Raw genomic sequence first — 25,021 nt, 5'->3', positions numbered from 1 at the left:
GGCAACAGGCCGAAACGCCGCAAGCGGACGGGTCTCAACTGTCTGTATGAGCCATCATGTCCAGTCCCACATCCAGCCCTGTCGCGTCGCGACTGCCGGCGCGTCCCGATCCGGCGCGCGTCACGCGGATCGCTGACGACGCACAGGCGCTCGCCGCATCCCGCACCCTCGCCGACGTTTTCGCGTCGGGCGCCGCCGAACGTGACCGCAATCGCGTGCTGCCATGGGCCGAACTGGATCTATGGTCGCAAAGCGGTCTCGGCGCCATCACCGTGCCGCGCGAATATGGCGGTGCGGATGTGTCGTTCGCGACGCTGGCCGAAGTTTTCGTGAACCTCTGCGCGGCCGATCCCGCGCTGGGGCAGATTCCGCAGAACCAGTTCGGCGTGCTGGGCGTGCTGCGCGAAGTCGGTAGCCCCGCGCAGAAAGAGCGTCTGTACGGCGAAGTGCTGGCCGGCCGGCGGCTTGGTAATGCCGGCCCGGAACGTCGCTCGGCGGCGGCCGCGACGGTCCTGCAGGGCTCGACGCGCCTGCGCGCGACGCCCGACGGCTTGCGCCTCGACGGCAAGCGGTTCTATTCGACCGGCGCGTTGTTCGCGCACCGCGTCCCGACGCGCGCGACCGACGACGAAGGACGCGCCGTGCAGGTCTGGGTGCCGCGCGATGCGCCGGGCCTGACGGTAGTGGACGACTGGAGCGCTATTGGCCAGCGCACCACGGCGAGTGGCACCGTCACCTTCGACGCGGTACCCGTCGATCCGCAGGACGTGTTGCCGATCTGGCAACTGGCCGACCGCCCGGGTCTGTCCGGCCCGACGTCGCAACTGATTCAGGCGGCGATCGACCAGGGTATCGCACAGGCCGCCGTTGCCGACGCGCTTGCCTTCGTGCGCGAACGCGCGCGGCCGTGGGTCGATTCCGGCCTCGAGCACGCAACCGACGACCCGTACATCATCGCCGATGTCGGCCGTCTGGAGATCGACCTGCATGCGGCGCATGAAGTGCTGGTGGAAACCGGCCGCACGCTCGACGCGATCGCGACCCGGCCGATCGATGCCGAAGCCAGCGCGCGCGCCTCCGTCGCCGTTGCCGAGGCCAAGGTGTTGACCACACGCATCGCGCTGGAGGCTAGCGAAAAGCTGTTCGAACTGGCCGGCTCCGCGTCGACCCGTGCGCTACACAACCTCGACCGGCATTGGCGCAATGCCCGCACTCATACGCTGCATGACCCGGTGCGCTGGAAGCTGCATCTGCTCGGCAACTATCACCTGAATCAAGTGCTTCCCGCGCGGCATTCGTGGAATTGAAACATGACCATTGACCTTTCTTCCGCGGTTGGCGACAGCGCCGCGCCGGCCGTGCTGCCTCGCGAACTGCGTTCGCTGCCCACTCCCGAGCTGATCGGCGACGACGCGCAGGCGCGGCTCGTCGCGCGCCGTCTGGCCGAGGCATTCGCGTCCGAAGCCGCACTGCGCGATCGCGAACGGCGGCTTCCGTGGGCCGAACTCGACGCCTTCGTGGCGAGCGGCCTGTGGGGCATCACCGTGCCGCGCGAATTCGGCGGCGCGGGTGTGAGCAACGGTACGCTCGCCGAAGTCACCGCAACGATCGCCGCAGCCGACGGCTCGCTCGGCCAGATCCCGCAGAACCATTTCTATGCGCTCGAGGTGCTGCGCGTTGGCGGCAGCCTGGAGCAACAGCGCTTTTTCTACGGACGGGTGCTCGCGGGCGAGCGTTTTGGCAATGCGCTCGCGGAAATCGGCCACAAGGATTTCAAACGACGCACACGGCTCACGCGAGAGGCGGCCGGCTGGTATGTCGACGGCCGGAAGTTCTATTGCACGGGCGCGCTCTACGCACATTGGATCCCCACGCTGGTCGTCGCGGAAGAGCAGGGCCGCGACGTCACTTATCTGGCGTTCGTGCCGCGCGGCACACCGGGTGTTACCGTAACCGACGACTGGGATGGCTTCGGCCAGCGTGTCACCGGCAGCGGTTCGGTGCAGTTCGATCATGTGCACGTCGAGCCCGAATGGGTCGTGCCGTTTCAGGCGTCGTTCGAGCGCGCCACGACGATCGGGCCGCTCGCGCAGATCATTCACGCGGCAATCGATCTCGGTCAGGCGCGCGGCGCCTTCGAAGCCGCGTTGGAATTCGTGCGGGAGCGCTCGCGACCGTGGATCGACGCGAAGGTCGAACGGGCCGCCGACGATCCGCTGACCATTGCGCAGTTCGGCGACCTCTCAGTGCGCTTGCGCGCGGCAGAAGCGTTGCTGCGCCGCGCGGGACGTTTCGTCGATGCTGCGCAGGCGCAGCCCACCGAGCAGTCGGTCGCGCAAGCGTCGATCGCTGTGGCCGAGGCGCGTTCGCTCACCACGACCGTGTCGCTGGATGCCGGGTCGCGCCTGTTCGAACTCGCCGGCACCGCCGCGACGCTCGACGGTCTCGGCCTCGACCGTTTCTGGCGCAACGCGCGCACTCATACGTTGCACGACCCGGTGCGCTGGAAGTATCACGCCGTGGGCAACTACTACCTCAACGACAAGCTGCCGCCGCGGCATGGAGCCTTGTGATGGCGAAGAAACAGATTCTGCTCAACGCGTTCAACATGAACTGCGTGGGTCATATCAACCACGGCCTGTGGACGCATCCGCGCGACCGTTCGAGCGACTACCGTCTGCTGCCGTATTGGACCAACCTCGCGCGCACGCTGGAGCGCGGACTGTTCGACGGGCTCTTTCTCGCCGACATCGTCGGCGTCTACGATGTTTATCAACGCAACGTGGACGTGACGTTGCGCGAATCGATCCAGTTGCCCGTCAATGATCCCACGCTGCTGGTGTCGGCAATGGCCGCCGTGACCGAGCATCTTGGGTTCGGCGTGACGGTCAATCTCACCTACGAGCAGCCCTATCTTCTCGCGCGCCGGTTTTCGACGCTCGATCATCTGACGCAAGGCCGGGTTGGCTGGAATATCGTCACGGGCTACCTCGACAGCGCGGCGCGCGCCATGGGACTCAGCGAGCAACTGCCGCACGACGAGCGCTACGACCGGGCGGACGAATACCTGGAGATTCTCTACAAGCTGTGGGAAGGCAGTTGGGAGCAGGGCGCGGTGCTGCGCGACAAGGCGGGCCGCGTGTATGCGGACCCGGCGAAGGTTCATCAGGTGCGGCATGCGGGCAAGTACTACAACGTGGAGGGGTATCACCTCGCGGAACCGTCGCCGCAGCGCACGCCGGTGCTCTTCCAGGCCGGCAGTTCCGGGCGCGGCCAGCGGTTCGCCGCGCGTCACGCCGAATGCGTGTTCATCTCGCCGCCGAACCGGCAGGCCGCGCGCGAAACTGTGCGCACGTTGCGCGAGCAACTGGTGCAGGCCGGCCGCCGTCCGGAGGACGTGAAGGTGTTCGTCGGTGCCGCGGTGGTTGCGGGCGCAACCGAGCAGGAGGCCCGCGAGAAATATGCCGACTATCGGCAATATGCGAGCCGCGAAGCCGGGCTTGCGCACTTCGCGGCCAGTACGGGTATCGACTACGCGCAATACGATCTCGACGCGCCGGTGGACTACGCGCCCGGCAACGCGATCGAATCCGCCACGCGTACCGCCAAACAGCACGGCTGGACACGCCGCAAGCTGCTGGAGATGTTCGAACTAGGCGGCCGCTATCCGGCCATTGTCGGCAGCGCCGCGCAGGTTGCCGACGAACTGCAGGCGTGGATCGAGGAAACGGGCGTCGACGGCTTTAACCTGAGCCGCACGGTGGTGCCCGAAAGCTACGAGGATTTTATCGATCTGGTCGTGCCGGAATTACAGAATCGCGGCCTGTACAAGACCGCATATACCGACGGCGCGCTGCGCCACAAGCTGTTCGGGGAGGGCGACCAGTTGCCGGCCCGGCACGCGGCGGCGAGCTTCCGGCAGCATGCCGCGGAGGCGGTATGAAACCGCACACGATCCGCCTCGCCCAACGTTTGTCACAGGAGCACGCATGAGTCTCGATATTTTCTGGTTTTTGCCGACCTCGGGCGATACACGCTATCTCGGCAAGTCCGATTTTGGCCGGCCGCCGACCAACGAATATATGCGTCAGATCGCGGTCACGGCCGAGAATCTGGGCTATGACGGCTTGCTGATTCCGACCGGCAGCAGTTGTCAGGATCCGTGGGTCACCGCCGCCAGTCTCGTGCCGGTGACGCAGCGCATCAAGCTTCTGGTCGCGTTGCGCACCTCAATCAGCGGGCCGACTGCCGCCGCGCGCCAGGCCGCGACGCTCGACCAGGCCTTGCATGGACGCCTGCTGCTGAACGTGGTGCCGGGCGGCGACGCCACCGAACTCGCCGCCGACGGCGTGTTTCTCCCCCACGACGAGCGCTATGCGGCCGCCGACGAATTCCTCACCGTCTGGCGCGATCTGCTCGCCGGCAAGACGGTGGACTTCAAGGGCAAATACGTTCGCGTGGAGCAGGCGCGCAACTTTCATCCGCCGGTGCAGCAGCCGGCGCCGGCGCTGTATTTCGGCGGGTCGTCGCCGGCCGCGCATGAACTCGCGGCCAAGCATGTGGATGCGTATCTGACGTGGGGCGAGCCGCCTGCCGCCGTCGCCGAAAAATTCGCCGATGTGCAGCGGCGTGCCGCCGCCCATGGCCGCAAGCTGCGTCTCGGGGTGCGTCTGCATGTGATCGTGCGCGAGACCAACGAAGAGGCATGGGCCGAAGCCGAGCGCCTCATCAGCAAGCTCGACGACGAAGACATCCGCCGCGCGCAGGAGAACTATGCGCGCATGGATTCGGTTGGACAACGCCGGATGGCGGAGTTGCATGGCGGACGCCGCGACAAGCTGGAGATCAGCCCCAACTTGTGGGCCGGTGTGGGTTTGGTGCGCGGCGGCGCGGGCACGGCACTGGTCGGCGATGCAAAGACGGTCGCCGCGCGGTTGCAGGAGTATGTCGACGCGGGCGCGGATAGTTTTGTGCTGTCCGGCTATCCGCATCTGGAAGAGTCGATCCGTTTCGCGGAGCTTGTGTTCCCGTTGTTGCCCGGCAAGAGGCCGGTCACGTTGCGCGATCAGGTGCTGACGGGCGGGGCGTTTGATGTGCGTGCGGGTGAGGGCAGCGGTCGGACGAAGGCGCAGGCGTAAAGCGGCCAGGCACTGGCTAGCGATAGATCGCTGCGCCGCTCGACAACATGTTTGCGAACATGTCGTCGAGCGCCCAACTCGGCTAACCGGGAGCGACGCCCCTCATGACGCTCCCGGCTGTGCGAGCACCGAACGCCGTTGGATATCCTGAAGCATCGCACTATTGAAGTGCCGTGCTTTCAGCCACGGAGCACAGCCATTCGCCTAGAAGTGCTCGCGATCGAATTCCGGCAATGCACGCGTTCCTTCAACAGCAACCGAATGCAGCAGTTCTGGCTTCAGATCGAGCAAACGCAGAATCGTGGGCGCAACCTGGGTGGTCAGTACATGTTCGCCGTTCATCTGCCCAGTGCGTTGGGCGTGGGGCACATAGATCACAAGACCGAGATGGCTGTCGTCGGGAGCGTTGCCGCCGTGCTCTTCGTCCTTTGCCGTACTCGAGGTATAGATCACACCCGGGTTCGGCTGGACGACGATGTCAGGCGTGCGTCCGCCGGCAGGGTCCCCAAATCGGCCGGTCAATTGCGGGCCGTAGAGAATGTATGCCTGCGGACCGTCTGCGCAAATACCGGGAGCGTTGCAACTGACGTTGCCTTTGAGGGTCTTCACGACGGCAGACAGCTGGCTTTGATCGCGCAGCCAGATCAGGCCGACGTCATCGGTCTGGACGAAACCCGTTCCGACCAAGCCCGTTCCGTCATTGAGGTTGCCGCTCTTCGTAGCGTTCTGCCCGAAGTTGCCGTTCGGATCCAGATAGTTGCTTGTTTCAAGCAGTTTCGACAGCGTGTCGCCGTTCTTGATCAGCTTCGAATGATCGGTCGGTGACTGCCCATGCTTGGCCGTGACGATGATCGCCGTCGACGTATAGAGATTACGCTGCTTCAGTTCGGTCACGATGCGACCCAGAGCGGTGTCAAGATAAGCAATCGCATTGCTGACCTGCGGCCCCGGCGTGAAGCTCGCATCCAGATAGCCGCCGCCATGCGCGACCGTTGCCTTCTGTGCGACGCTCAAAGTCTGGAAGTTGGTGCCAAACAGTGTGGGCACATCGGCGCTGGATTGACCTGTGGAGTCTTTACCGTCGATCTCGTTGATCAGCGACTGCACATGCAAATTGTCGAACTGTTCCGTGTGCGTGTAGACGTCGGTGTAGTTCGTCTTGGTGGCCGGATCGATCGAGTTGATCTCGGTGCGCGAGAGATCGTCCACGCCCGTGCCTGACGGCCCGTTCAGCCAGTCGTAGCCCCATGCATGTTTGTCTGCCCAGGCGGTGCGCGCGCCTTTCACGTTGCGTTTGACTACTTCGAAGATCGTATTGGTCTTCACATAGTTATGCGGATAGACGGGCGTGCAGACGCCATTGACCAACGCATGCGGGATAGCCTGCGGATTAAACGCGCCGCCACCGTCTAGATGCGTCAGTGCGCCGCCGTTCTCGCCGTCGATGCCAGTCGTTTCGTCGAATACGACATTCCAGCCTTGCTTGCCGGTGCAATTGCTATCGGACGGCGCGAAGAGCGTGCGGTCGTAGGATACGTCGTAGAAGAGGCCGGCGGATTTGGGCGAGCCGCCGGTGACGAGCGCCGCGAGACCCGGGAACGAATCCGACAGGCCCGGTGTGTGCGCATTGGTGTAGGTCGTACCAGATTTGGCCAGCAGCGCAAGATTCGGGCATGCATTCGAACCGATGCAGCGTGCGACGTCCTGTTCATGCAGACCGTCGAAGCTGATCAGCAACACATGCTTTACCGACTCGTGCTCGTGCTCGTGTTCATGCTGATCGGCCGCCGCCGCGCCCATCGAGTACAGCCCGGCGAGCAGGGCAACGCCCACGCCAAGGCCGATTTGCTTGCGTTTCCCTCTGCGCATCGTCTTCATTTCCCGTCCTTTTTTCAGGTTGCCACGAAACATTTGGTAATCCGGGAATGAATGTGCAGGGCAATTGAGTCGTCAGGATGAATGGGCGCTTTCGATTCCATAACGAGCAAGCGATTAATGGTATGGACTGGAAAAAAATAGCGATCAGCAATTGCCTTAAGGTTTCCTTAAGGATTGAGTGGTGGGTTGAAAAGTTGAGCTGAAGCGCTGACGTTGAGCGGAACGTTGTCGCGAGTATTTGAACGTGTTGCACGCCTCGAATCCCGTCGTGAACAGACAGTGGTCGGCAATTGCGTGATCGTGGCAGCGCCGAACGGAGGCAAAGGCTTCCGAGTACGTCGAAGGTGAGGCTAAAGTGCCGCTGCGTTGGACCCGCCAGGTCTGATAAATCCTCGGACTGACACCGTGAGACCGGCTGCATCAACGTTGTTAGCCAATTGGAGCGTCAACTGCTGTCGCTGCGCAATACGGGCCGCAATGGCGAGTCCGAGCCCGCTGCCCGTCCCCTTGGTATGCTCACCGCGATAGAAGCGGTCGAGCACACGCTCCAACTCTCGCTCTGGGATGCCAGGTCCGGTGTCCACCACGTCGAAGCCGAGGCGCTCCCCTGTGAGGCAGAGGACGACGTCGACCCTGCCGCCTTGCGGCGTATAGCGGATCGCATTGTCGATCAGGTTATTCAGTAGCACGCTCACCCCATGCGGATCAGCCAGCACATTGCACGGATTGTCTTGCGTCACCGGATGCCGGAACTCCAGGCCCAGATCAATCTGCTTCTGTTCCGCCAGCAGGGAGAAATCGCTGACTGCCTGCTCGCCGATTTTCCTCAAGCTGACCGATACGCCTTCGTTTGCCGGATTCGCATCCTCCCTTGCAAGCGTCAAAAGCTGTTGAACGAGGCGGATGATGCGATTGAGCCGTGTGTCGATCCGCTCGATCGTCTGGCCGTCGTCTTTCAAGGTGCCGTTGTTCGACGCTGCCTGCAACTGCAGTTTCAGCGCGGCAAGCGGCGAGCGCAGTTCGTGCGCGGCGTCCGCAATGAAAGTGCGCTGCGCCTGTGAGGCGGCGTTCAGACGCTGCAGCAGGTCGTTCAATGCATCGACGAGCGGCCGGATTTCGACCGGCACCTGGCCGTCGAGACGCAATGGTTCGAGCGAATCGAGCGAGCGCGTTGCGAGTGAGCGCGATAATCCGCCAATCGGCGCGAGACCTCTCGCCACGACGAACAGCACGAGTACGATGGTCACAGGCATCAGCAGGCCAAGCGGCCACAAGGTATGGAGCGCGAGGTGGAGCGCCAGCGCTTCTCGTACGGAGACCGGTTGCGCAACCTGGACAAAGCGCTCCGGCTGCTGCAAGCCCAGGACGCGCCAGTGAGCCTCGCCCCGCTCGATCGTGCGAATACCCGCGGGCAGTCGCGCCAGAACCGGCGACAAGCGGGAGTGGTAGACGAGCGAGCCCCCTTTGTCCCATATCTCGATCAGAATCCGGTCGTCCGAAATACCTTCGAACTCCGAGCCTTGCTGCTCGACTGTCTCCGCGGTTTCGAGATTCGATGGCAAGGACAGGGCAACGGTACGCAGTTCGTAGTCGAACAGTTCATTGGCCTCTTCGCGGGCCGTATGAAAAATCCCGAATGCAGCAATTCCGGAGGCGGCGGCGAGGCCACAGATCAGCCAGCCGAATAGCCAGCGGCGAATCGACGTCATTCATGCCTCTTCAATCGATAGCCAACGCCACGTACCGTCACGATCTGTTCTGCGCCGATCTTGCGCCGCAGGCTGTGCACGTGCACTTCGATTGTGTTGCTTCCCACTTCATCGCCCCATCCATACAGCTTGTCTTCGAGTTCGGACCGGGTGAAGACGCGCACGGGCTCTTCGATCAGCGCCTGCAGAAGCGCGAACTCCCGCGGCACGAGCGCTACCGGTGCGCTGTTCTTCCTCACTTCATGAGCGGCGGGGTCAAGCGTTAGCTCACCATGGGAATAGATCGGCTGTTTCTGGCCGGTTCGTCGTCGCAGCAACGCCCGCGCTCTTGCTGCCAGCTCATCCAGATCGAAGGGCTTGATCAGGTAGTCGTCGGCACCGGCGTCGAGGCCGCGAATGCGCTCGTTCACGGAGTCGCGTGCTGTCAGGATGATGACGGGCGCCTGACCACCTTGTTTGCGGTAGCTATTGAGCAGGTCGATGCCGTCTTTTTTAGGCAGGCCGAGATCCAGCAGGACAAGGTCGTACACGCCGTTGCCGAGCGACAACTCGGCCGCCCGGCCGTCTTGCGCCCAGTCGATTGCATACCCTTCGCGCCCCATCGATTCGAGCACGGTTTCCGCAATCATTTCATCGTCTTCTACCAGAAGCAGACGCATCGGCGCTCCTTGCGTTATTCACCATCCGACATTGTCGCGCATCCGGAATTAACGTTTCCTTAAGCAATTGTTAAGCGTTCGGTCAATATTATCTGCCTTTCGTGAGCAAGCGGATCGAAGCTCTCATGCACGCCGTCGCATTCTTGGGCAAACGAAAGCGCCGCGGAACGGCGCGATGCGCCGGTCGACAGACGACGCATGGACGGTCTAGTGGTGAGTGAAAAGCCCGGCATCCGCGCCAGACGACGCAACATGAGCGGGCGGCGTCCGAGATTCTGACGATCCGCCCGTTTGCGTGCCGTAACCAGTCGCACCGGCTGTTTGGCGCGGGCTCGCGTATTGCTGAGAAGCCGGATAGTCCATTTTGGATTGATGCAGGGTGTGGTCTCGCTCGGCTTCGGCTGTTTGCGCTCGCACCTCGGCGCGCGTGAGTGGACCATTGGTCGCCTGCGCGAAGCTGGCGACAGGCAGCGAAGCGGTGATAGCAAGGATGCAGATGGAGAGGATGCGTTTCATAGTGCGTTTTCCTTGGGAATCTGAATGAATATTCCTGACCTTCGCGCTTCGAGTGCTGCGCGGCGATCTGGAGCATCACGTCGAGGGCCCTTGTGACGTGCATCATCAGAGTACGTGTTGAACCTTAGGTGACGCTTATCCGGCTTCCGTGTGGATTGAATACGCGCGAACGGCCTGGTTAAGCGGGTGTTAACCTGACTGATGCAATCTGTCTGCCACGTCTTCGGCGCCGCTGGCGCGAGGCGCAGGCGCTTGCGGGCGCAACGATCCATTGAAGTGCAAAGAAGAGGAATGAACATGAAAGGAAGCACTGCGAGCTTCGCCAGCCAGGCTGTCAGCAAGGTTCCCGAGGTAACGATCGGATTCTGGGCGATCAAGGTGGCCGCGACGACGCTGGGGGAAACTGGCGGAGATTGGGTTTCCATGTCGCTGAATCTTGGTTATCTGGTCGGCTCTTCGATCTTCCTCGTGTTATTCATTGCCCTCGTTTCAGCCCAGGTCAAGGCAAGAGATTTCCATCGCTTCCTGTACTGGGCGACGATTGTCGCCACGACCACGTTGGGTACGACAATGGCGGACTTCGCCGATAGATCGCTAGGCATCGGCTATCCCGGCGGCACTACGCTAGTCGTTGCGCTATTGATCGGCAGTCTGGCCATATGGTATCGGTCGGAGGGGACGGTCTCGGTCGAGAGCATCGTCACCGCCAGAGCTGAATGGTTTTACTGGATTACGATCCTGTTTTCACAAACGCTCGGCACGGCGCTCGGGGACTGGGTAGCGGGTGAAGACCGCGGCGGACTCGGTATCGGATACGAATATGGCGCGATGCTCTTTGGAGCGGGCCTGATCGTCGTAGCCGCACTCTATTTCTGGACGCGTGTATCGCGCACGGCGCTGTTCTGGTCAGCGTTTATTCTGACCCGGCCACTCGGCGCGACGTTGGGGGACTTCCTCGATAAACCGGTGGCGCAGGGCGGACTGCAAGTGAGTCGGTTGTATGCGTCCGGTATCCTGCTTACTTTCATGGTGGCGTGTATCGTGCTGATTCCGCAGCGGCCAACCAGGAGGGAGCCGGCTGCCTGAGCATGCGCGCTATCGGATAGCATGGAAAACCATGCCGTTCAGGCAGGACGTAATGAAGGCAACTCAGTCCGAATGCACAGACAGGCGGTCCGTCCGGCTTCTTTGAACGCTATTGTTCATTCCGTCCAGTGAGATTGCGCGAATGAGTTTCGCTGCTAGAAGCGGTAAAGGACCGACGCCATCCCGTTGAGGTCGAGCCGGCGCTCGGTGATCGGACTGCCGGCGGCGTAACGCTCCAGGCGTCCCACAACGGCCGCAACGTTCGCCGACCAGTGCGGACTGATCTTGTACGTGGCATTCACGTTGAAGTGAGCATCGCGCAATCCGGAACCGGTATCGTAGTGCGGTAATCCCGATGCCGCGCTTTCCTGCTGCGTGACGCCAAACATCGTTTGGGTATAGGTCGCGTTGGCCCACGTGAGGCCCGGACCCATTGAAATGAGCCAGTTGCCGATCGGCGCCGATACGAACAGATCGGCCATCGCCGTCAGACCTTGCCCCGTTCCCGCGATGTCCTGATAGGCCGCCACCGCGCCGGTGAACGCCCACCACGTGTAATCGCCGAAGAGCCGCAGCTTCGGTCCATAGTGCACATCGGGCAAGCCTTTGAGCCGCGCATCGTCGGACGACGATCTCGACTGGAAGTCGAAACTCACCGACATGCCGAGGTGATAGTTCTCCGCGTGCAGCACGTTGACGCCGAGCACATCCGGACCCTGCGAGAAAAAGCGGTCCTTCCATGAAATGTCCTGAACGGGGAAGGGAAGCACTTGCAACTGTGAGGAGCCGGGGAACTTCGGGAACACGTACATGCCCGGCCCGACCGAGATTTTCCAGTCGCTGTCCGTCTGCGGTTCATCGGCGTGCGCGATGCCCGTCGTACAACACGCGCTTACCGCTGCGAGCGCCAGGCTGCGGCGTCCGAAAGATGCGATATGGAGCTTCATGCTTTCCTCGCCACGGCGGCCAGCTGTCTCAGGCGTCGAGCGAGCGCCCTTGATACGACAGGCGTCGGATTGTTGCAGGACGCCGACGTCGCGGCGCTTTCGCGCATGAATAGCGCGCATTCCCGCGCGACTACCTCGCGCTCGTTGTCAGAGGTGATCATATGGTACGAGTCGTCGAGCCAGATGGTGCGAAGAAACGACGCGCCGACGTTCGCCACGACATACTGCGCATTGTGTGGACTGGACGTCTCGTCGTCGATCGCATGAATGATGAGGCAGTCGGTGCTGATGCTCTTCAGCTTCTCGCGTACCGAGTTCGCAAGCCGGCTCGCTTCGTGAAGCGCGGGCATCGCAATGGATGCGGGTCCCACTTCGCTGATTTCACCTCTTTGCATCACGCGCGCAATTTTCGAGCGCAACGCCTCGTTGCGCAGACCGTAGGGTTCGTGCTCGCGATAGCGATAGCGCGAGCGCAACGGCGTGTAGTAGACGTAGTCGAGTAGAAATCGATACCAGGGAATCGCCCAGCCGTCGTAACTGAGTGTGATCGACAACAGCAGCAACGCGCGCGCGCTCGGGCGCTGTTGAGTGACGGCGGCGGCCAGCGTCGCGCCCATGGAAAGTCCGCATACCGAAACGTGCCGGTATCGCGCGGCAAGCGCGTCGAATTCGGCGACGGCTGCGCTGATCCACTGTTCCATTGGCGCATGTCCCGTGCCGGCGCTGTAGCCATGAAGCTCCGGCGTGTGAGTTACGAAGCCTTCTTCGGCAAGCGCGCGCGCAAGGAAGCGCAATTCCGCGGGAGAACTCGACAGGCCGTGTAAAAGCAGGACAACGTGATCGTTGCCCTGAGCGGTGGGAAATGGAGAGGGGTTCATGGTCAGTCTTCCGCCCGAAGGATCAGAAACTCGCCGGACGGCGTAATGAAGCGTTCGCACACACATTCGACCGCGCGCCAACCGTGTCCACTCGATAGAAAACGCATGCGGTGATGACCCGGCATCAGGCGGTCGTTCACACGCGCGAGATCATCCTGATGCACTTCTGAATGCCTGGTGCCGTAGGCGATGCCCGTACGAAACGATTCGTCGTCGATGACGCCGTCGGCCGTGGAAGTCGCCGCCGCCGCAACAAAACTGCTAGGCGGCGCGCTCGTTGCCGGATCGACTGCCTTGATGAGAATGAGTGATCGGTTGTGCTGTGCGATGTGATGCAGCATGCGATGCATTTCATCCGTGGCGCGACGCGCGAGCAGGCGTTCGTTATCGCCGCGCAGCAGCATTTCATAGCGCGAATTCGCGACAGAGGCCAGCAGTTCGGCACGATACTGCGCGCGTCTCAAGCGTTCGACCAGCGTGATGACAACAATCGTGATGAGCGGATACGAGACCAACAGGCGGATATCCGACGCGTCGATGACTTCCAGGTGTCCGTACGGCGGGACGAAAAGGTAATCCGCGAGACAGAGTCCCGCTAGCATCACGCTGAATGCGGGCGCGAGACCACAATAGTATTCCACGAGCACGGCGGCGATGAGAAAGGCGGTGCCTGGCATGATCGGACCAAGCAGCGGGTGCAGTACCGATCGGATGGCACCGGCGGTAAAAAGTGCCGTGGCTGCAATAATCCACCGTCTGCGGCCTCGCGGCGCCCAGCGGCGAGAGTTTTTGACTTTCATTTTGTTATATACGGCGAGGTGACATTGACCCATGAAATAGTTATTGTGCCAGACACTTTTGTGACATATCCGGCGATATCAGGCAAAGTTCGGACTGGGCCGTATTTTCCCGAATGCAATGGCAGCAAACTGACCAATGGGAATTAGCGCATCGATCCGGCGTTTGTCCTTATATCGGCCCCGAAACTAGTAAAGCCGCTTCGCACGAGACAAAGCATGCGAGTGCTCACCTATGCCCTATGGTTCGCTGTCGCCGCCTATCTGGGCGCGGCGCTGACGCTGTATCTGATGCAGGACCGCATGCTGCTTCCATCCACGCCGGACGCGGCGGATCTTCGCACGGTCGTGAACGCGGGTAACCACATTGACGCGTGGAAAGCGCAAGGCGCGTACGCGGGTTACGTCGTCACGCCGACGGAGCACGAACCGCGCGGTACGTTCATCGTCTATCACGGCAACGAGGAGTCGGCGGAGACCAAGCTGCCGCTCGCCAATGTATTCGTACGCGCCGGGTATCGGGTCGTCATTGTCGAATATCCGGGGCACGGCAAGCGGGGAGGTGAGCGCACCATGCAAGCGGCGACGGTTGCTTCCCGTGAAGCTTTGGCATCCGTGCTCTCGCAATGGCGCGGTCCAGTCTATCTAGTGGGTGAGTCGCTCGGCGCGGGCATGGCATCGCAAGTGGTCAAGGGCAACGAGTCGGCAATCGCGGGCGTCGTGCTTATTACGCCGTGGGACTCGCTTGCGAATGTGGCCGCTGAAAAGTATCCGGCTTTCCCGGTGCGGTGGCTACTGCACGACCGCTTTGATTCGATCGCCGCCGTATCGCGTTATGAGGGGCCGCTGGTCATCATCGGGGCGCAGCGAGACGAGTTGATTCCGGTCGCGCATGCACGACGTTTCGCGAGCGAGCACGATCATGCCCGGCTCATGCTGTTGCCCAACGCCGATCACGACGACTGGTTCGGCGCCATGGCGCCGCAAGACTGGGGACGGGTTCTGCAATGGCTCAAGGCCGCATGAAGCGAGGCTTGAACGGAAGCGCTGTGTCTTCGCGTTGATGAGGCCTGTTGTGCCGCACACGCGCAGCGGTTTAACTGGCCGAATCCGCGAGGAAGGTCACCCGCCCTCTGGCGAGACCACAGAGTCGACACCGCACTGCTCGGGTGTCGACTACCGCGCCGCATTTCAGCCCAGCATCTTTATGACTGCCTTTGCGCTCGCCTCCGATGAGCCAGGGTTCTGCCCCGTCACCAACTGTCCGTCGACCACCACGTGGCTCGCCCAATCCGGTCCTTTACTGTAATGCGCGCCAAGCTTTTGCAGTTCCGACTCGACAAGAAACGGAACCACGTCGACAAGCCCGACTGCAGCCTCCTCTGAATTGGAAAAGCCGGTGACCTTTTTCCCGTTCACGAGCGGCTTTCCGTCGGTGCCCTTCACGTGCCGAAGGACGCCAGGCGCATGGCAGACAAACGCAACCGGTTTTCCCGCTGTTTGAAATGCTTCAATCAACGATATGGATTTCGAGTCCTCGGCAAGGTCCCACAGCGGGCCGTGGCCGCCGGGATAGAAGACCGCGTCGTATTCCGCTTCATCAACCTCCGACAGCGGATGGGTATGAGCGAGCAGTGCCTGCGCTTCCTTGTCAGCGCGAAAGCGTTTCGTTGACTCGGTTTGCGCGTCTGGTTCGTCACTTTTTGGATCAAGCGGCGGTTGGCCTCCCTTGACCGAAGCTAGCGTAATCTCTGCTCCCGCGTCCTTGAATACATAAAAGGGTGAGGCAAATTCTTCGAGCCAGAATCCGGTCCTCTTTCCTGTGTTACCAAGTTGATCGTGGGACGTCAAAACCATCAGGATTTTCATCACAACCTCCAATGTTGAGCAGCTGAATTGTCAGCGGGACGTGCTTCATTCGGACCACGGTTGTGGGCAAAGGTTGCGAGGTCACACAAATGGGCCTTCGAATACGAGCAAGGCGGTATTAGCCGAAATCCGCAAGGTCGGCTTGACGAAACCGACAGATACCCCCACCCCCTATGTCAAACTTAAGTCTATTTTTCGCCCTGAAGGGGTGTCTGGGGAGCGCGGTGAGTCATACGGTCCATGAAAAACAGAAACTTCTCAACCGCGTTCGCCGTATCAAGGGGCAGGTTGAAGCCATTGAGCGGGCACTCGAGGGAGAGCATGGCTGCTCCGATGTTCTGCAGCGAATTACGAGTTGCCGCGGAGCGATGAATGGCCTGCTTGCCGTCGTACTGGAGGACCATATCCGCAATCATCTCGTCGATGCGGAAAGCGCGGATGAGCCTGATGTCAGCGCGACCGAACAGCTCATCGAAGTTGTTCACAGCTATTTCAAGTAGAGTCAAAAATGAGTGATTTCAAAGGTGCCGCGTTCGGTGCGGGGCATGACCACATCTTTCTGGGTTCAGCCCATGAGCAGAACGAACGCAGGACCTGGGCGGTGATTGCGCTGTGCTCGGCCATGATGGTCGCGGAAATCGTCGGTGGCAGTTTGTTCGGGTCGCTTGCGCTCGTCGCCGATGGCCTCCACATGTCGACGCACGCGGGTGCGATGCTGATTGCCGCACTGGCTTACACGTACGCGCGCAAACATGCCACGGATTCCCGCTTCGTATTCGGTACGGGCAAGTTGGGCGACCTGGCGGGATTTACTAGTGCCATCGTACTGGCAATGATTGCCTTGCTGATTGGCTACGAGGCAGTGTCACGCTTCCTTTCGCCGGTACCCATCCATTTCGGTGAGGCGATTCCTATCGCGGCAGTCGGCCTGCTGGTGAACCTCGCGAGTGTCTGGCTTCTTGGCGGCGACCATCACGGTCATAGCCATGCTCATAGCCACGGGCACGGGCACGGTAATGAGCATGGCCACGACGACCATGCGCACGAAGACGACGCACAGAAGGTCTTCACCGCGTCCGGCGTGTTTGACGTGTCTATCTTCGAAGACGGTGTACCTCCAGTCTTTCGGGTTGCGCCTGCCACTGCGGGTTCGCAGCTGGAAGCGGCCGGGGGAACCATTACAACCGTACGAGCTGACGGATCGCGACAGGTGTTTGATTTAGTAGAGCGGGGCGGGTATCTGGAGTCGAAAGACCTCATTCCGGAGCCGCACGCATTTAAAGCTGTGGTGCGGATGGCGGGCGGCGAGTACGAGGTCGAATTCGAAGAACATGTGCATCACGACGAGGTGGATCATGCTGCCATTCGGGACCACAACATGCGGTCTGCCTACATCCACGTGATAGCAGATGCAGCGGTCTCGGTGCTGGCTATTGTCGGCCTCCTGCTGGCGCGCGCATTTGGATGGCTTTGGATGGACCCGCTCGCCGGTGTCATTGGAGCACTGGTGATTGCGAACTGGTCCTACGGACTGATGCGTGACACAGGCGCGATTCTGCTCGACATCAACCCCGACCGACGGATGGCGGACAACGTCCGCCAGGTGATTGAAGACTCGGGTGACAAGGTCATCGACCTGCACGTGTGGCGACTCGGCCCCGGCCATATGAGCGCTGTGGTGTCCGTCGCGACCAGTGAATCGCATCGCGATTCGCGCTTCTATCACGCGGTCCTCAAGCGTTTCAAGGGCCTCTCGCATGTCACGGTTGAAGTACAACCTGCACAGGCGGTTGCCTGAACAAAGGTAGTCAAGTTTGGTGCCATAGCCTGAGGCGCTGGACGCTACAGCGTCGGTTTCTCGATGAAACCCCGAGCCGACCAGTCGACGGGAAATGCTACAAGTGCTTACAAATCTTGCCGGCGTTGCGTCCACCAATTTACCGGCTTCCGCGTTCTTGCTGACATACGTCAACGGAGCGCACTATGAACACCAACCTGACTTCCAATCCGCCGCAACGCAGTCGTATTCACCCCCTGGTTGCCGGTGCGGCTGTGGCCGTCATCCTGGCCAGTGCCACAGGCATCGCTGCGATGACCGGCATTCTGCCAACGTCACGGGCAACGACCGCGCCTTCGACGGCGGCCGCACCTGTGGCGGCGCAAATCGCCAGCGCCCCGGCAACGTCGCCGCAACCGGTCGCGGAGCAGCGCGTCACGCATGAGCAGACGCCAGCGCAACCAGGCGTCCATCATCATCGTAGCGCGGCGCCCGAGCAGGCTCCGAGATATGGAAACAACGACGCCTATCAAAACTCGGTACAGCCCGCACCGAGGCCGGTCGCCGTCGACCCGAATGGCGGCGAAGTTGTGGCCATTAATACAGTTCAGGAACCCGAATCAACGACGGGTCTTGGAGCCGTAGGCGGAGCTGTCGCCGGCGGTCTGTTGGGAAACCAGGTTGGAGGAGGGCGCGGTCGCGTGCTGGCAACGATTGCAGGAGCGGTTGGTGGCGGATTGGCAGGCAACGGCATCGAGCATGCGGTGCGCAAGGCGACGAGCTACCAGGTGCAGGTAAGAATGCAGGACGGCAGCTACCGGAATTTCAATTACTCGACGCAGCCTTCGGTCCAGGTGGGTGAGCGCGTCCATGTTTCCGGAGACTCGCTAAGCGTGTCGTAATGATGGTTGTAACCGGCAGTTTTCGCAGTGGGTTACTGCCGGTTACAGAACTGACACTTCGGACGCACCTGCGTCCGTGCGCCTCTCTAAAATCCGCGTTGTTCGCCATTGCCTGGTATTCGCCAGAAGCCGGCGATACAGGAGATCTCCATGAAACGCGTTACCCTTTTTCTGGCGGCGGGAATCTGCGCCGCGTGCGCATCCAGCGCGGCTCTCGCACATGCGGATATCGGCGTGTTTCTCGGTGTGCCGGGGCCCGTCTATGCCGCTCCGCCCCCGGTCGTCTATGAGGCTCCGCCGCCAGTGGTCTATGAAGCACCGCCGCCAGTGGTGTACGCCCCGGCACCGGTCTATGGCTATGGATACCGCTATGAAGGGGGTTACGGCGACGAACGCAGGTGGCATGACCACGGCCGCCACCGCGGATGGGAGCACCATCACCGCGGCGACGATGACGATTGATTTGCGGGTCGCTGCGCGCAGATGCGAGACTGAACGCTCGCGAACGTGGTTCGAAGCGCGTCACCTTGAACGGCCAATCTTTGGGCGTGAGATCAACCGCCTTCGAACGACCTCAGATGATCGTGTGGCATGAATAGCTACGGCGGCAGCGCGGCGTTGTGCATGCTCGCTGGCGCAAGGAAAGCCCTTGTGTGCATTCACTCATCGATGCCGGTCGCGCATGGCCCCTGGCAAACCGCAGCCTGACGGGAACGACCTGCACAAGCGGCCGGCACAATCCAGTAACTAACGCTTCGCAGCCGCACTTGGCGCGGCTGCGGTGAATCAACATTCCACCACCTTGGTCGAGCGAAACGCCGGATTCCCCCGGTAAGGTCGCTGCATGACCTGGCGTTGCCGAGGTCGATCGGATATCCACGCGGGTTCGCAACGACCCGCGACGCACTGTGGTGGCAATCGAACGAACGACTTCTCCGCCAAAGCGATGCAGAGGGTTGCGAGCGCACATTCGACAGCTGCGCGGGCGGGGTGCCAACGCAATAGCTTGCGCCGTCCCGGGGGAATGGGGAAATTGCAACGCGCGGGGCCAAGATCTGGCATGAAAAGCGTGTCACCTATGAGAACCTCATCGCCGATCTCGTAGGCCATATCGGCAGGCGTATGGGCGGGCGCGGTCAGGCCGCCAATGAAAAACTCTCCATCTTCACGAAACAGATGGCCGAACTATGAGCTGCATTCCGACAATCCTCAGATGGCGTTCATTTTTTTCACAAATAATATATACTTTGATATATTATCAATGTGCAAATTATAGGACAGTGAGATGAGGAAGAAGTCCGCCCCAATCGATCTGTCGGTAATGCAGGCATCGGCGGAGAAAGCCTGTGGTCTCCTGAAGGTGCTGGCCAATCCCGACCGGTTGCTGTTGATGTGCCAGTTGTCCCAAGGCGAGTTGTGCGTGAGTGACCTGGAAGAGCAGTTAGGCATACGTCAGCCCACACTCTCACAACAGCTTGGGGTGCTTCGGGATAACGAGCTCGTTGAGACGCGGCGGGAGGGAAAGAGCATCTTTTATTCCATCGCGAGCAAGGAAGCGATTGCGGTCATGACCGTCCTGTACGACCAGTTTTGCGCCCAATGAAGGTGAGGAGAGGCCATGTCGATTGATATCGCGAGTTTTACGCCGGGCCTGTCATTGACTGGCGGCCTGGTGATCGGCGCCGCGGCTGCCGTGCTTGTTTTATTCAACGGACGTATAGCTGGCATCAGCGGCATCCTCGGTGGGCTGCTTGGCACGCCACACAAAGATGCCGGATGGCGTGTCGCTTTTCTTGCCGGGTTGATTGGAGCGCCGGTGCTGGCAAGCCTGCTTGGAAACCCGGTAGCGCCTGATATCCAGGCCGGGTGGACCGAAATACTCGTTGCGGGTTTTCTTGTCGGCATAGGCACGCGTTACGCGAGCGGTTGCACGAGCGGTCATGGTGTCTGCGGCGTCTCGCGCGGCTCTATCCGTTCGCTGGTCGCGACAGCAACATTCATGGCAAGCGGTTTTATGACCGTGTTCGTGACAAGGCATCTGCTTGGAGGTTGAAATGGGTTTGCTCGCTGCTTTAATTTCCGGCCTTCTGTTTGGAGTCGGCCTGATGGTGTCGGGCATGGCTAATCCGGCGAAGGTGCTGGGATTTCTCGATATCGCGGGACGATGGGATCCCTCTCTCGCATTCGTGATGGCCGGCGCGATAGCCATCGGCTCTATCGCGTTCCTGTTCGCAAAAGGCCGCAAGAAATCCCTGCTGGGGCTCCCCATGCAGATTCCTGCCAGTACCAACGTGACGTTGAGACTTGTGCTGGGAAGTGCGGTATTCGGCATCGGCTGGGGGCTCGCGGGATTTTGCCCGGGACCCGCGCTGGTCGCACTGGGCGCTGGCTTTCCGAAAGCATGGGGTTTTGTGGCCGCAATGCTCGGTGGCATGGCTGTGTTCGAATGCTTCGAACGCGCGAAATTGAGTCGGCAGCAGGGCTGACACGCTGCGCACGGATTGGTGATCCGTTCGCGCAATTCCCGCGCTTCTAGCGGGGAGGAATGGAGCGCATGGTTGCAGTCAGCATGCTACAGGGAACTGTTGTCGGCGCTGATTCTGGCGCTGACGGATGTTGGCGACGCTATCGTGGCATTACCCATGCTGCTCTTTGTTCTTGACATGATTGTGGCCGGCACGAGAGGGGATTGAGTGTAATCGGCTATCACTGTCTACTACGCAGGAATCTCATTCAATGAAGCCGGGCACATTATTTACTACGCTTATCGTGATGGCAGGCCTGGGCGCGGCGGTTGAATCGTTCGCGGCGGACGCTGAACGTCAGGCCGACGTCGCGCAGCGAGGTGCGGAGGTCATGCCGTTCAGCCTCAAGGCCACAACTCACATCTTCACCAAATCGGACGATGGTGGGAGCCAGCAGGTAATTGCGAAAAACCCGTCTGATAGCCGCCAAATTCGGCTGATTCGCAAGCATCTGAGTGAAATACAGACGCAGTTTCAGCGTGGCGACTTTTCGGGGCCCGCCCGGACTCACGGAGCCGACATGCCCGGGTTGGCGCAACTCAGGGCGGCAAAGCCTGGTCAGATATCGATTACGTATAAGGACATTAGAGGTGGAGGCGAGCTCACCTATCGCAGCAATGACCCGAATCTGGTGTCGTCACTTCACGCATGGTTCGACGCGCAACTGTCGGACCACGGTGCTGATGCGATGGATGGGCATATGCATCATCATGCGGACATGGCGCCGCAGTAAGTCCCACGTTACGACGCTTTGTCGGGGAACTGAATTGCGCAACAGAAACCGGCAGAAATCCGGCTACGTTGATATTCAGGGCGAAAGCTCCTCAAAGGCTCTCAACGCATGGGTGGCATACATCATTGATGGGCCGCCTCCCATATAGACCGCAGTGCCGAGCACGTCTTCCAGCTCGGCCCTTGTCGTGCCCAGCTTCACCAGCGTCTGGACGTGAAAGCCGATGCAGTCGTCACAACGACAGGCAATCGCAATCCCTAACGCGACCAGCTCCCGCGTCTTTCGGTTCAGTGCCCCGTCTTTTGTTCCGGCCGCAGCGAGTTGGCCGAATGCGGTCATCAAGTCAGGCTGCGATGCGCGCATCGCTCGCATCTGAACCGATACCGCGCCTGTCAGATCTTTGAAGTTGGAGATACCGCTCATGTCCGCTCCTGTGGTTGGCGGGCTTTTATGGCTGGGAGGTCGACCGCGATTGATTGTTCAGCCATGTCTACTTTGTACTGGCGGGCGGTGGCCCGCCGCGGTATTGCTGCTGCAACATCATGTTGTTCATCATCTCCTGCTGCATCTGCAGGTATTGGTCAGTCATGTATTGACGCTGCCGCAGTTGCTCGGGTGTCAGGCGCGAGTAATAGCCGCCCATATGCCCCCAGCCTCCCATCATTCCGGGCCCGGCGCCCCCCATCATTCCCGGGCCCATTCCATGACCCATCATTCCCGGGCCCCACATTCCGTGCATGATTGTCATCGCACTTTGCATTGTGGCCCAGTGCTGTTCTAGCAGCTTCTGGCGTTCCTGAGGGTCTTGAGTTTTGCGAATCTGGTCCATCTGCGCCTGCATTGTCTTCATTTGCTCTTGGAGCTGGGCGAGATTCTTATCGAACTCCACAGCACCCGGAGGCTGCGTTTTTGAAGTGCTGTGCGGTGCACCCGTGTCTTTGGATGCAGCTTGCAGGACCGGGGATGTCAACGCGATACCGGCGGCCATCGCAACAAAGAGCTTCTTCATATCTCCCCCGTGTAGATGTGCCACGTGACGACAGGGCATGTGTTGTCATCGTGCATTACAAGGGTATATGTCAGGGCCGACCCTCCCTTGACGCTCGTCAATGAAGCAGCTGGAGTCGATTCGCAAGTGATCGGATTCTCCATGTGTGAAAAATGCCGCTCCATCGTCTGTGACTTGACCGAGGTCAATGACGCCTGCTTCGGAGGGACGAGCATGACGAAGTGGAGGCGGCCGCGGCATGGCCGACAGGCGGAATTCGTGGGAGCAATGATGAGCAAACTTGATGTGTTCGAGCAGGCTATGTGCTGCGCGACCGGCGTCTGCGGCGTGGACGTGGACCCAGCGCTGGTTCAGTTCAGCGCCGACCTTCAGTGGCTGGCTGAACATGGTGTCGAAGTCGTTCGGCACGGCCTCGGACACGATGCGGCAGCCTTTGCGGCAAATCCTGAGGTGATACGGGAACTGCATGCGGGTATGGACCGTCTGCCCATCGCAACGGTGGATGGCCGGATCATCTCCGTCGGGGTGTATCCGTCACTTGCCCAACTGATTCAGAAACTGGGGCTCAAGATTCCCGCCGCCGAAAAGCCGCACATCAAGGCCGGAGCCTGCGGTTGCAAGCCCGGCGAATGTTAACCGGCACACCGATATGACACTTCCTGCCGTTACAACTCGCCATCTCTTTTTCACCGGCAAGGGCGGCGTCGGCAAGACGTCGCTCGCCTGCGCAACGGCGCTGCAATTGGCTGAAAAGGGTAAGGCCGTGCTGCTTGTCAGTACCGACCCGGCTTCGAACCTCGACGAGGTGCTCGAGACTCAACTCTGTGGGCAGCCGACCCCAGTCAACGGGTTCCCCAACCTCCATGCGTTGAATATCGACCCCGAGCTCGCTGCGGCTGCCTACCGCGAGCGAATGGTTGCTCCCTATCGAGAGGTGTTGCCCGACGCGGCAATTCGCAGCATGGAGGAGCAGTTTTCTGGTGGCTGCACGGTCGAGATAGCGGCATTCGATGCGTTTGCCGAACTGCTGGGCGGTGGTATCACCGCGAAGGCGTATGACCACATCATCTTCGACACTGCCCCGACAGGGCATACCTTGCGTTTGCTGACGCTGCCGTCGGCCTGGAGTAACTTCCTGTCGACTAACACAACCGGTAATTCGTGCTTGGGCCCGTTGGCAGGCCTCGAGCAAAACAGGCAACTATACGCCGCCGCCGTTGCCCAATTGACCGATCACGACCGCACTACCGTGGTCCTCGTGGCGAGGCCGGAGGCGTCCGCATTCCGTGAGGCGGAGCGAACCCGTGTCGAACTGGCCGACCTGGGGGTTCGAAACCTGGTGCTCGCGGTCAATGGTGTCTTCAAGGCGGTCTCTTCTGACGATGACATTGCTTGTGCGATGGAAGAACAGCAGGCTGCAGCCGTCAAGGCAATGCCACCGGGTCTCGCCGTACTTCCGCGAAGCGAAACGGGTTTTATTCCCAAGGGACTGGCTGGACTGGCCGCGTTAGACGCGTATTTGCACCCGGCGCGGATTGCCACGCCCAGCGTCGATGTCCGTCCTGGCGTGGAATTGCCTGGCGGACTTCTGCCGCTCATTGACGAGCTCGAGAAGGCGGGGCATGGCCTTGTCATGACGATGGGCAAGGGCGGAGTCGGCAAGACGACCGTGGCTGCGGCGATAGCGCTTGAACTGGCGCAGCGCGGCCATGCAGTCCTGCTTTCCACCACAGACCCGGCCGCGCACGTAGCATGGACGCTCCAGGAATCCCTTCCAGGCCTGAGTGTGAGTCGCATCGACCCGGAACTGGAGGTTAGCCGCTATCGCGCTGAGGTTCTCGCCAAGGCCGGGACTCAACTCGATGCGCAAGGGAAGGCGATGCTTGAGGAAGACCTGCGGTCGCCGTGCACCGAGGAGATAGCGGTTTTTCGCGCATTCGCGCGCACGGTGGATGAGGCCCGGAACGCTTTCGTGATACTCGACACGGCTCCAACCGGACACACCATTCTGCTCATGGATTCAGCAGAGGCCTATCATCGCGAAGTCATGCGTACGCAAGGCGATATGCCCGAAGCGGTTCGTCAGCTTCTGCCGCGGCTTAGAGACCCGCAGTTCACGCACGTGCTTATCGTGACGCTCGCCGAAGCGACGCCAGTTCATGAAGCAGAACGACTGCAAGCCGACCTGCGTCGGGCACAGATCGAGCCATACGCCTGGGTCATTGACCAGAGTCTGCTCGCAAGCGGAACCCACGATCCGGCCCTCGCCGAGCGAGGGCGCTACGAAATGCCATTCATCGCGCGCGTTATGGAGCAGGATTCGAAGCGGGCCGCCTTGTTGCCGTGGCAGGCGCGTCCACCCGTCGGTCTACGAGGGTTGGAAGAGTTGGTCCGCGGCCGCCCGATAGTGCAGAAAAGCGCCTAGCGAGGGCGCGCCGTGCGTGCGCAAAGTGAGCGTGGTAGCGTTCCGCACTCGTACCTATGGCGGGACGAATTGCCGTTCATCGTGGATTGGTTTTTGTGGACGCGGCCAGCCGGACATCGCAGTCGAACTCCAAAAAAACAACTGCCAAAACTCTGGCGGTCAAACAAGGTGGG

General features: G+C 60.9%; 26 protein-coding genes and 1 pseudogene. 16 read left to right on the top strand and 11 right to left on the bottom strand.

What is annotated here, in order from left to right; genetic code table 11:
- Positions 1–56 precede the first annotated feature (56 nt).
- From AC57B1_RS20585 to ssuD, 4 genes are read left to right on the top strand one after another with little or no spacing between them, the layout of a single operon-like run.
- Complete coding sequence (locus AC57B1_RS20585; protein WP_091801327.1) at positions 57–1,307, top strand: SfnB family sulfur acquisition oxidoreductase; 1,251 nt, start codon at positions 57–59, stop codon at positions 1,305–1,307.
- A gap of 3 nt (positions 1,308–1,310) precedes the next feature.
- A complete protein-coding gene (locus AC57B1_RS20580; RefSeq protein ID WP_496418481.1) occupies positions 1,311–2,573 on the top strand; it encodes an SfnB family sulfur acquisition oxidoreductase in 1,263 nt (420 codons plus the stop codon).
- A complete protein-coding gene (locus tag AC57B1_RS20575) occupies positions 2,573–3,943 on the top strand; it encodes an LLM class flavin-dependent oxidoreductase (protein ID WP_496418480.1) in 1,371 nt (456 codons plus the stop codon). The genes AC57B1_RS20580 and AC57B1_RS20575 overlap by 1 nt, the downstream gene beginning before the upstream one ends.
- 46 nt (positions 3,944–3,989) lie before the next feature.
- Positions 3,990–5,138 (top strand): FMNH2-dependent alkanesulfonate monooxygenase, encoded by a 1,149-nt coding sequence (ssuD, locus tag AC57B1_RS20570; protein WP_496418479.1) that lies wholly within the window; start codon positions 3,990–3,992, stop codon positions 5,136–5,138.
- A gap of 204 nt (positions 5,139–5,342) precedes the next feature.
- Here ssuD and AC57B1_RS20565 read toward each other — a convergent pair whose 3' ends face one another.
- From AC57B1_RS20565 to AC57B1_RS20550, 4 genes are all read right to left on the bottom strand, one after another.
- A complete protein-coding gene (locus AC57B1_RS20565; RefSeq protein WP_496418478.1) occupies positions 5,343–7,016 on the bottom strand; it encodes an alkaline phosphatase family protein in 1,674 nt (557 codons plus the stop codon).
- 350 nt (positions 7,017–7,366) lie between these two features.
- Positions 7,367–8,725 (bottom strand): ATP-binding protein, encoded by a 1,359-nt coding sequence (locus AC57B1_RS20560; RefSeq protein WP_496418477.1) that lies wholly within the window; start codon positions 8,723–8,725, stop codon positions 7,367–7,369.
- Complete coding sequence (locus tag AC57B1_RS20555) at positions 8,722–9,384, bottom strand: response regulator (RefSeq protein ID WP_496418476.1); 663 nt, start codon at positions 9,382–9,384, stop codon at positions 8,722–8,724. The genes AC57B1_RS20560 and AC57B1_RS20555 overlap by 4 nt, the downstream gene beginning before the upstream one ends.
- Before the next feature lie 207 nt (positions 9,385–9,591).
- Entirely contained in the window at positions 9,592–9,900 is a 309-nt protein-coding gene (locus tag AC57B1_RS20550; protein WP_496418475.1) for a DUF4148 domain-containing protein, read from the bottom strand.
- Between the two features lie 297 nt (positions 9,901–10,197).
- Here AC57B1_RS20550 and AC57B1_RS20545 point away from each other — a divergent pair, with 297 nt between their 5' ends.
- The gene (locus tag AC57B1_RS20545) at positions 10,198–10,986 is read left to right on the top strand and encodes a COG4705 family protein (protein ID WP_408346423.1); all 789 of its coding nucleotides are present in this window, start codon (positions 10,198–10,200) and stop codon (positions 10,984–10,986) included.
- A gap of 155 nt (positions 10,987–11,141) precedes the next feature.
- Here AC57B1_RS20545 and AC57B1_RS20540 read toward each other — a convergent pair whose 3' ends face one another.
- The 3 genes from AC57B1_RS20540 to AC57B1_RS20530 are packed head-to-tail and all read right to left on the bottom strand — an operon-like array spanning position 11,142 to position 13,611.
- A complete protein-coding gene (locus tag AC57B1_RS20540; RefSeq protein ID WP_496418474.1) occupies positions 11,142–11,933 on the bottom strand; it encodes a MipA/OmpV family protein in 792 nt (263 codons plus the stop codon).
- The gene (locus AC57B1_RS20535; RefSeq protein WP_408345665.1) at positions 11,930–12,811 is read right to left on the bottom strand and encodes an alpha/beta hydrolase; all 882 of its coding nucleotides are present in this window, start codon (positions 12,809–12,811) and stop codon (positions 11,930–11,932) included. The genes AC57B1_RS20540 and AC57B1_RS20535 overlap by 4 nt, the downstream gene beginning before the upstream one ends.
- A 2-nt stretch (positions 12,812–12,813) precedes the next feature.
- Positions 12,814–13,611, bottom strand: coding sequence for a DUF4118 domain-containing protein (locus tag AC57B1_RS20530; RefSeq protein WP_408345668.1), 798 nt, complete (start codon positions 13,609–13,611; stop codon positions 12,814–12,816).
- 216 nt (positions 13,612–13,827) lie between these two features.
- On the opposite strand from AC57B1_RS20530, the gene AC57B1_RS20525 reads away from it, so the two are divergent.
- Positions 13,828–14,634 carry an alpha/beta hydrolase gene (locus AC57B1_RS20525; RefSeq protein ID WP_496418473.1) on the top strand — a complete coding sequence of 269 codons (807 nt, stop codon included), beginning with the start codon at positions 13,828–13,830 and terminating at the stop codon, positions 14,632–14,634.
- A 165-nt stretch (positions 14,635–14,799) separates the two neighbouring features.
- On the opposite strand, the gene AC57B1_RS20520 is transcribed toward AC57B1_RS20525, so the two are convergent.
- Positions 14,800–15,477, bottom strand: coding sequence for a type 1 glutamine amidotransferase domain-containing protein (locus AC57B1_RS20520; protein WP_496418472.1), 678 nt, complete (start codon positions 15,475–15,477; stop codon positions 14,800–14,802).
- Positions 15,478–15,701: 224 nt separating this feature from the next.
- Here AC57B1_RS20520 and AC57B1_RS20515 point away from each other — a divergent pair, with 224 nt between their 5' ends.
- The 4 genes from AC57B1_RS20515 to AC57B1_RS20500 all read left to right on the top strand — a co-directional run bounded on the left by AC57B1_RS20515 (position 15,702) and on the right by AC57B1_RS20500 (position 18,618).
- Entirely contained in the window at positions 15,702–15,977 is a 276-nt protein-coding gene (locus tag AC57B1_RS20515; RefSeq protein WP_496418471.1) for a metal/formaldehyde-sensitive transcriptional repressor, read from the top strand.
- 8 nt (positions 15,978–15,985) lie between these two features.
- Positions 15,986–17,275, top strand: coding sequence for a CDF family Co(II)/Ni(II) efflux transporter DmeF (dmeF, locus tag AC57B1_RS20510; RefSeq protein ID WP_496418470.1), 1,290 nt, complete (start codon positions 15,986–15,988; stop codon positions 17,273–17,275).
- 185 nt (positions 17,276–17,460) lie between these two features.
- Positions 17,461–18,156 carry a glycine zipper 2TM domain-containing protein gene (locus AC57B1_RS20505; protein WP_496418469.1) on the top strand — a complete coding sequence of 232 codons (696 nt, stop codon included), beginning with the start codon at positions 17,461–17,463 and terminating at the stop codon, positions 18,154–18,156.
- Between the two features lie 150 nt (positions 18,157–18,306).
- The gene (locus AC57B1_RS20500; RefSeq protein WP_496418468.1) at positions 18,307–18,618 is read left to right on the top strand and encodes a hypothetical protein; all 312 of its coding nucleotides are present in this window, start codon (positions 18,307–18,309) and stop codon (positions 18,616–18,618) included.
- Between the two features lie 564 nt (positions 18,619–19,182).
- Here AC57B1_RS20500 and AC57B1_RS20495 read toward each other — a convergent pair.
- Positions 19,183–19,341: pseudogene (locus AC57B1_RS20495) on the bottom strand (MBL fold metallo-hydrolase); the annotation flags it as partial.
- Positions 19,342–19,441: 100 nt separating this feature from the next.
- On the opposite strand from AC57B1_RS20495, the gene AC57B1_RS20490 reads away from it, so the two are divergent.
- The 4 genes from AC57B1_RS20490 to AC57B1_RS20475 all read left to right on the top strand — a co-directional run bounded on the left by AC57B1_RS20490 (position 19,442) and on the right by AC57B1_RS20475 (position 21,414).
- Positions 19,442–19,759 carry an ArsR/SmtB family transcription factor gene (locus AC57B1_RS20490; RefSeq protein WP_091801279.1) on the top strand — a complete coding sequence of 106 codons (318 nt, stop codon included), beginning with the start codon at positions 19,442–19,444 and terminating at the stop codon, positions 19,757–19,759.
- Positions 19,760–19,774: 15 nt separating this feature from the next.
- On the top strand, positions 19,775–20,209 hold the full coding sequence (locus AC57B1_RS20485) for a YeeE/YedE family protein (RefSeq protein ID WP_408345689.1): 435 nt from the start codon (positions 19,775–19,777) through the stop codon (positions 20,207–20,209).
- Position 20,210: 1 nt separating this feature from the next.
- Positions 20,211–20,642, top strand: coding sequence for a DUF6691 family protein (locus tag AC57B1_RS20480; RefSeq protein ID WP_408345692.1), 432 nt, complete (start codon positions 20,211–20,213; stop codon positions 20,640–20,642).
- Between the two features lie 250 nt (positions 20,643–20,892).
- Positions 20,893–21,414, top strand: coding sequence for an aspartate carbamoyltransferase (locus AC57B1_RS20475; RefSeq protein ID WP_496418467.1), 522 nt, complete (start codon positions 20,893–20,895; stop codon positions 21,412–21,414).
- A 75-nt stretch (positions 21,415–21,489) separates the two neighbouring features.
- On the opposite strand, the gene AC57B1_RS20470 is transcribed toward AC57B1_RS20475, so the two are convergent.
- Together AC57B1_RS20470 and AC57B1_RS20465 are read right to left on the bottom strand one after the other, a co-directional pair.
- Positions 21,490–21,837: a carboxymuconolactone decarboxylase family protein gene (locus AC57B1_RS20470; protein ID WP_408345698.1), complete on the bottom strand. Its 348-nt coding sequence runs from the start codon at positions 21,835–21,837 to the stop codon at positions 21,490–21,492.
- 67 nt (positions 21,838–21,904) lie between these two features.
- Complete coding sequence (locus AC57B1_RS20465) at positions 21,905–22,423, bottom strand: hypothetical protein (RefSeq protein WP_408345701.1); 519 nt, start codon at positions 22,421–22,423, stop codon at positions 21,905–21,907.
- Positions 22,424–22,510: 87 nt separating this feature from the next.
- On the opposite strand from AC57B1_RS20465, the gene arsD reads away from it, so the two are divergent.
- Both arsD and arsA read left to right on the top strand, forming a co-directional pair.
- Positions 22,511–23,059 carry an arsenite efflux transporter metallochaperone ArsD gene (arsD, locus tag AC57B1_RS20460; protein ID WP_496418466.1) on the top strand — a complete coding sequence of 183 codons (549 nt, stop codon included), beginning with the start codon at positions 22,511–22,513 and terminating at the stop codon, positions 23,057–23,059.
- A 13-nt stretch (positions 23,060–23,072) separates the two neighbouring features.
- A complete protein-coding gene (arsA, locus tag AC57B1_RS20455) occupies positions 23,073–24,848 on the top strand; it encodes an arsenical pump-driving ATPase (RefSeq protein ID WP_496418465.1) in 1,776 nt (591 codons plus the stop codon).
- Positions 24,849–25,021 lie beyond the last annotated feature (173 nt).

This window comes from Paraburkholderia sp. BGA-UO-ETr-F21 (genome assembly GCF_059567925.1).
Note: the sequence above shows the minus strand (reverse complement) of the source record. Positions and strands in the feature narration are given on the sequence as shown.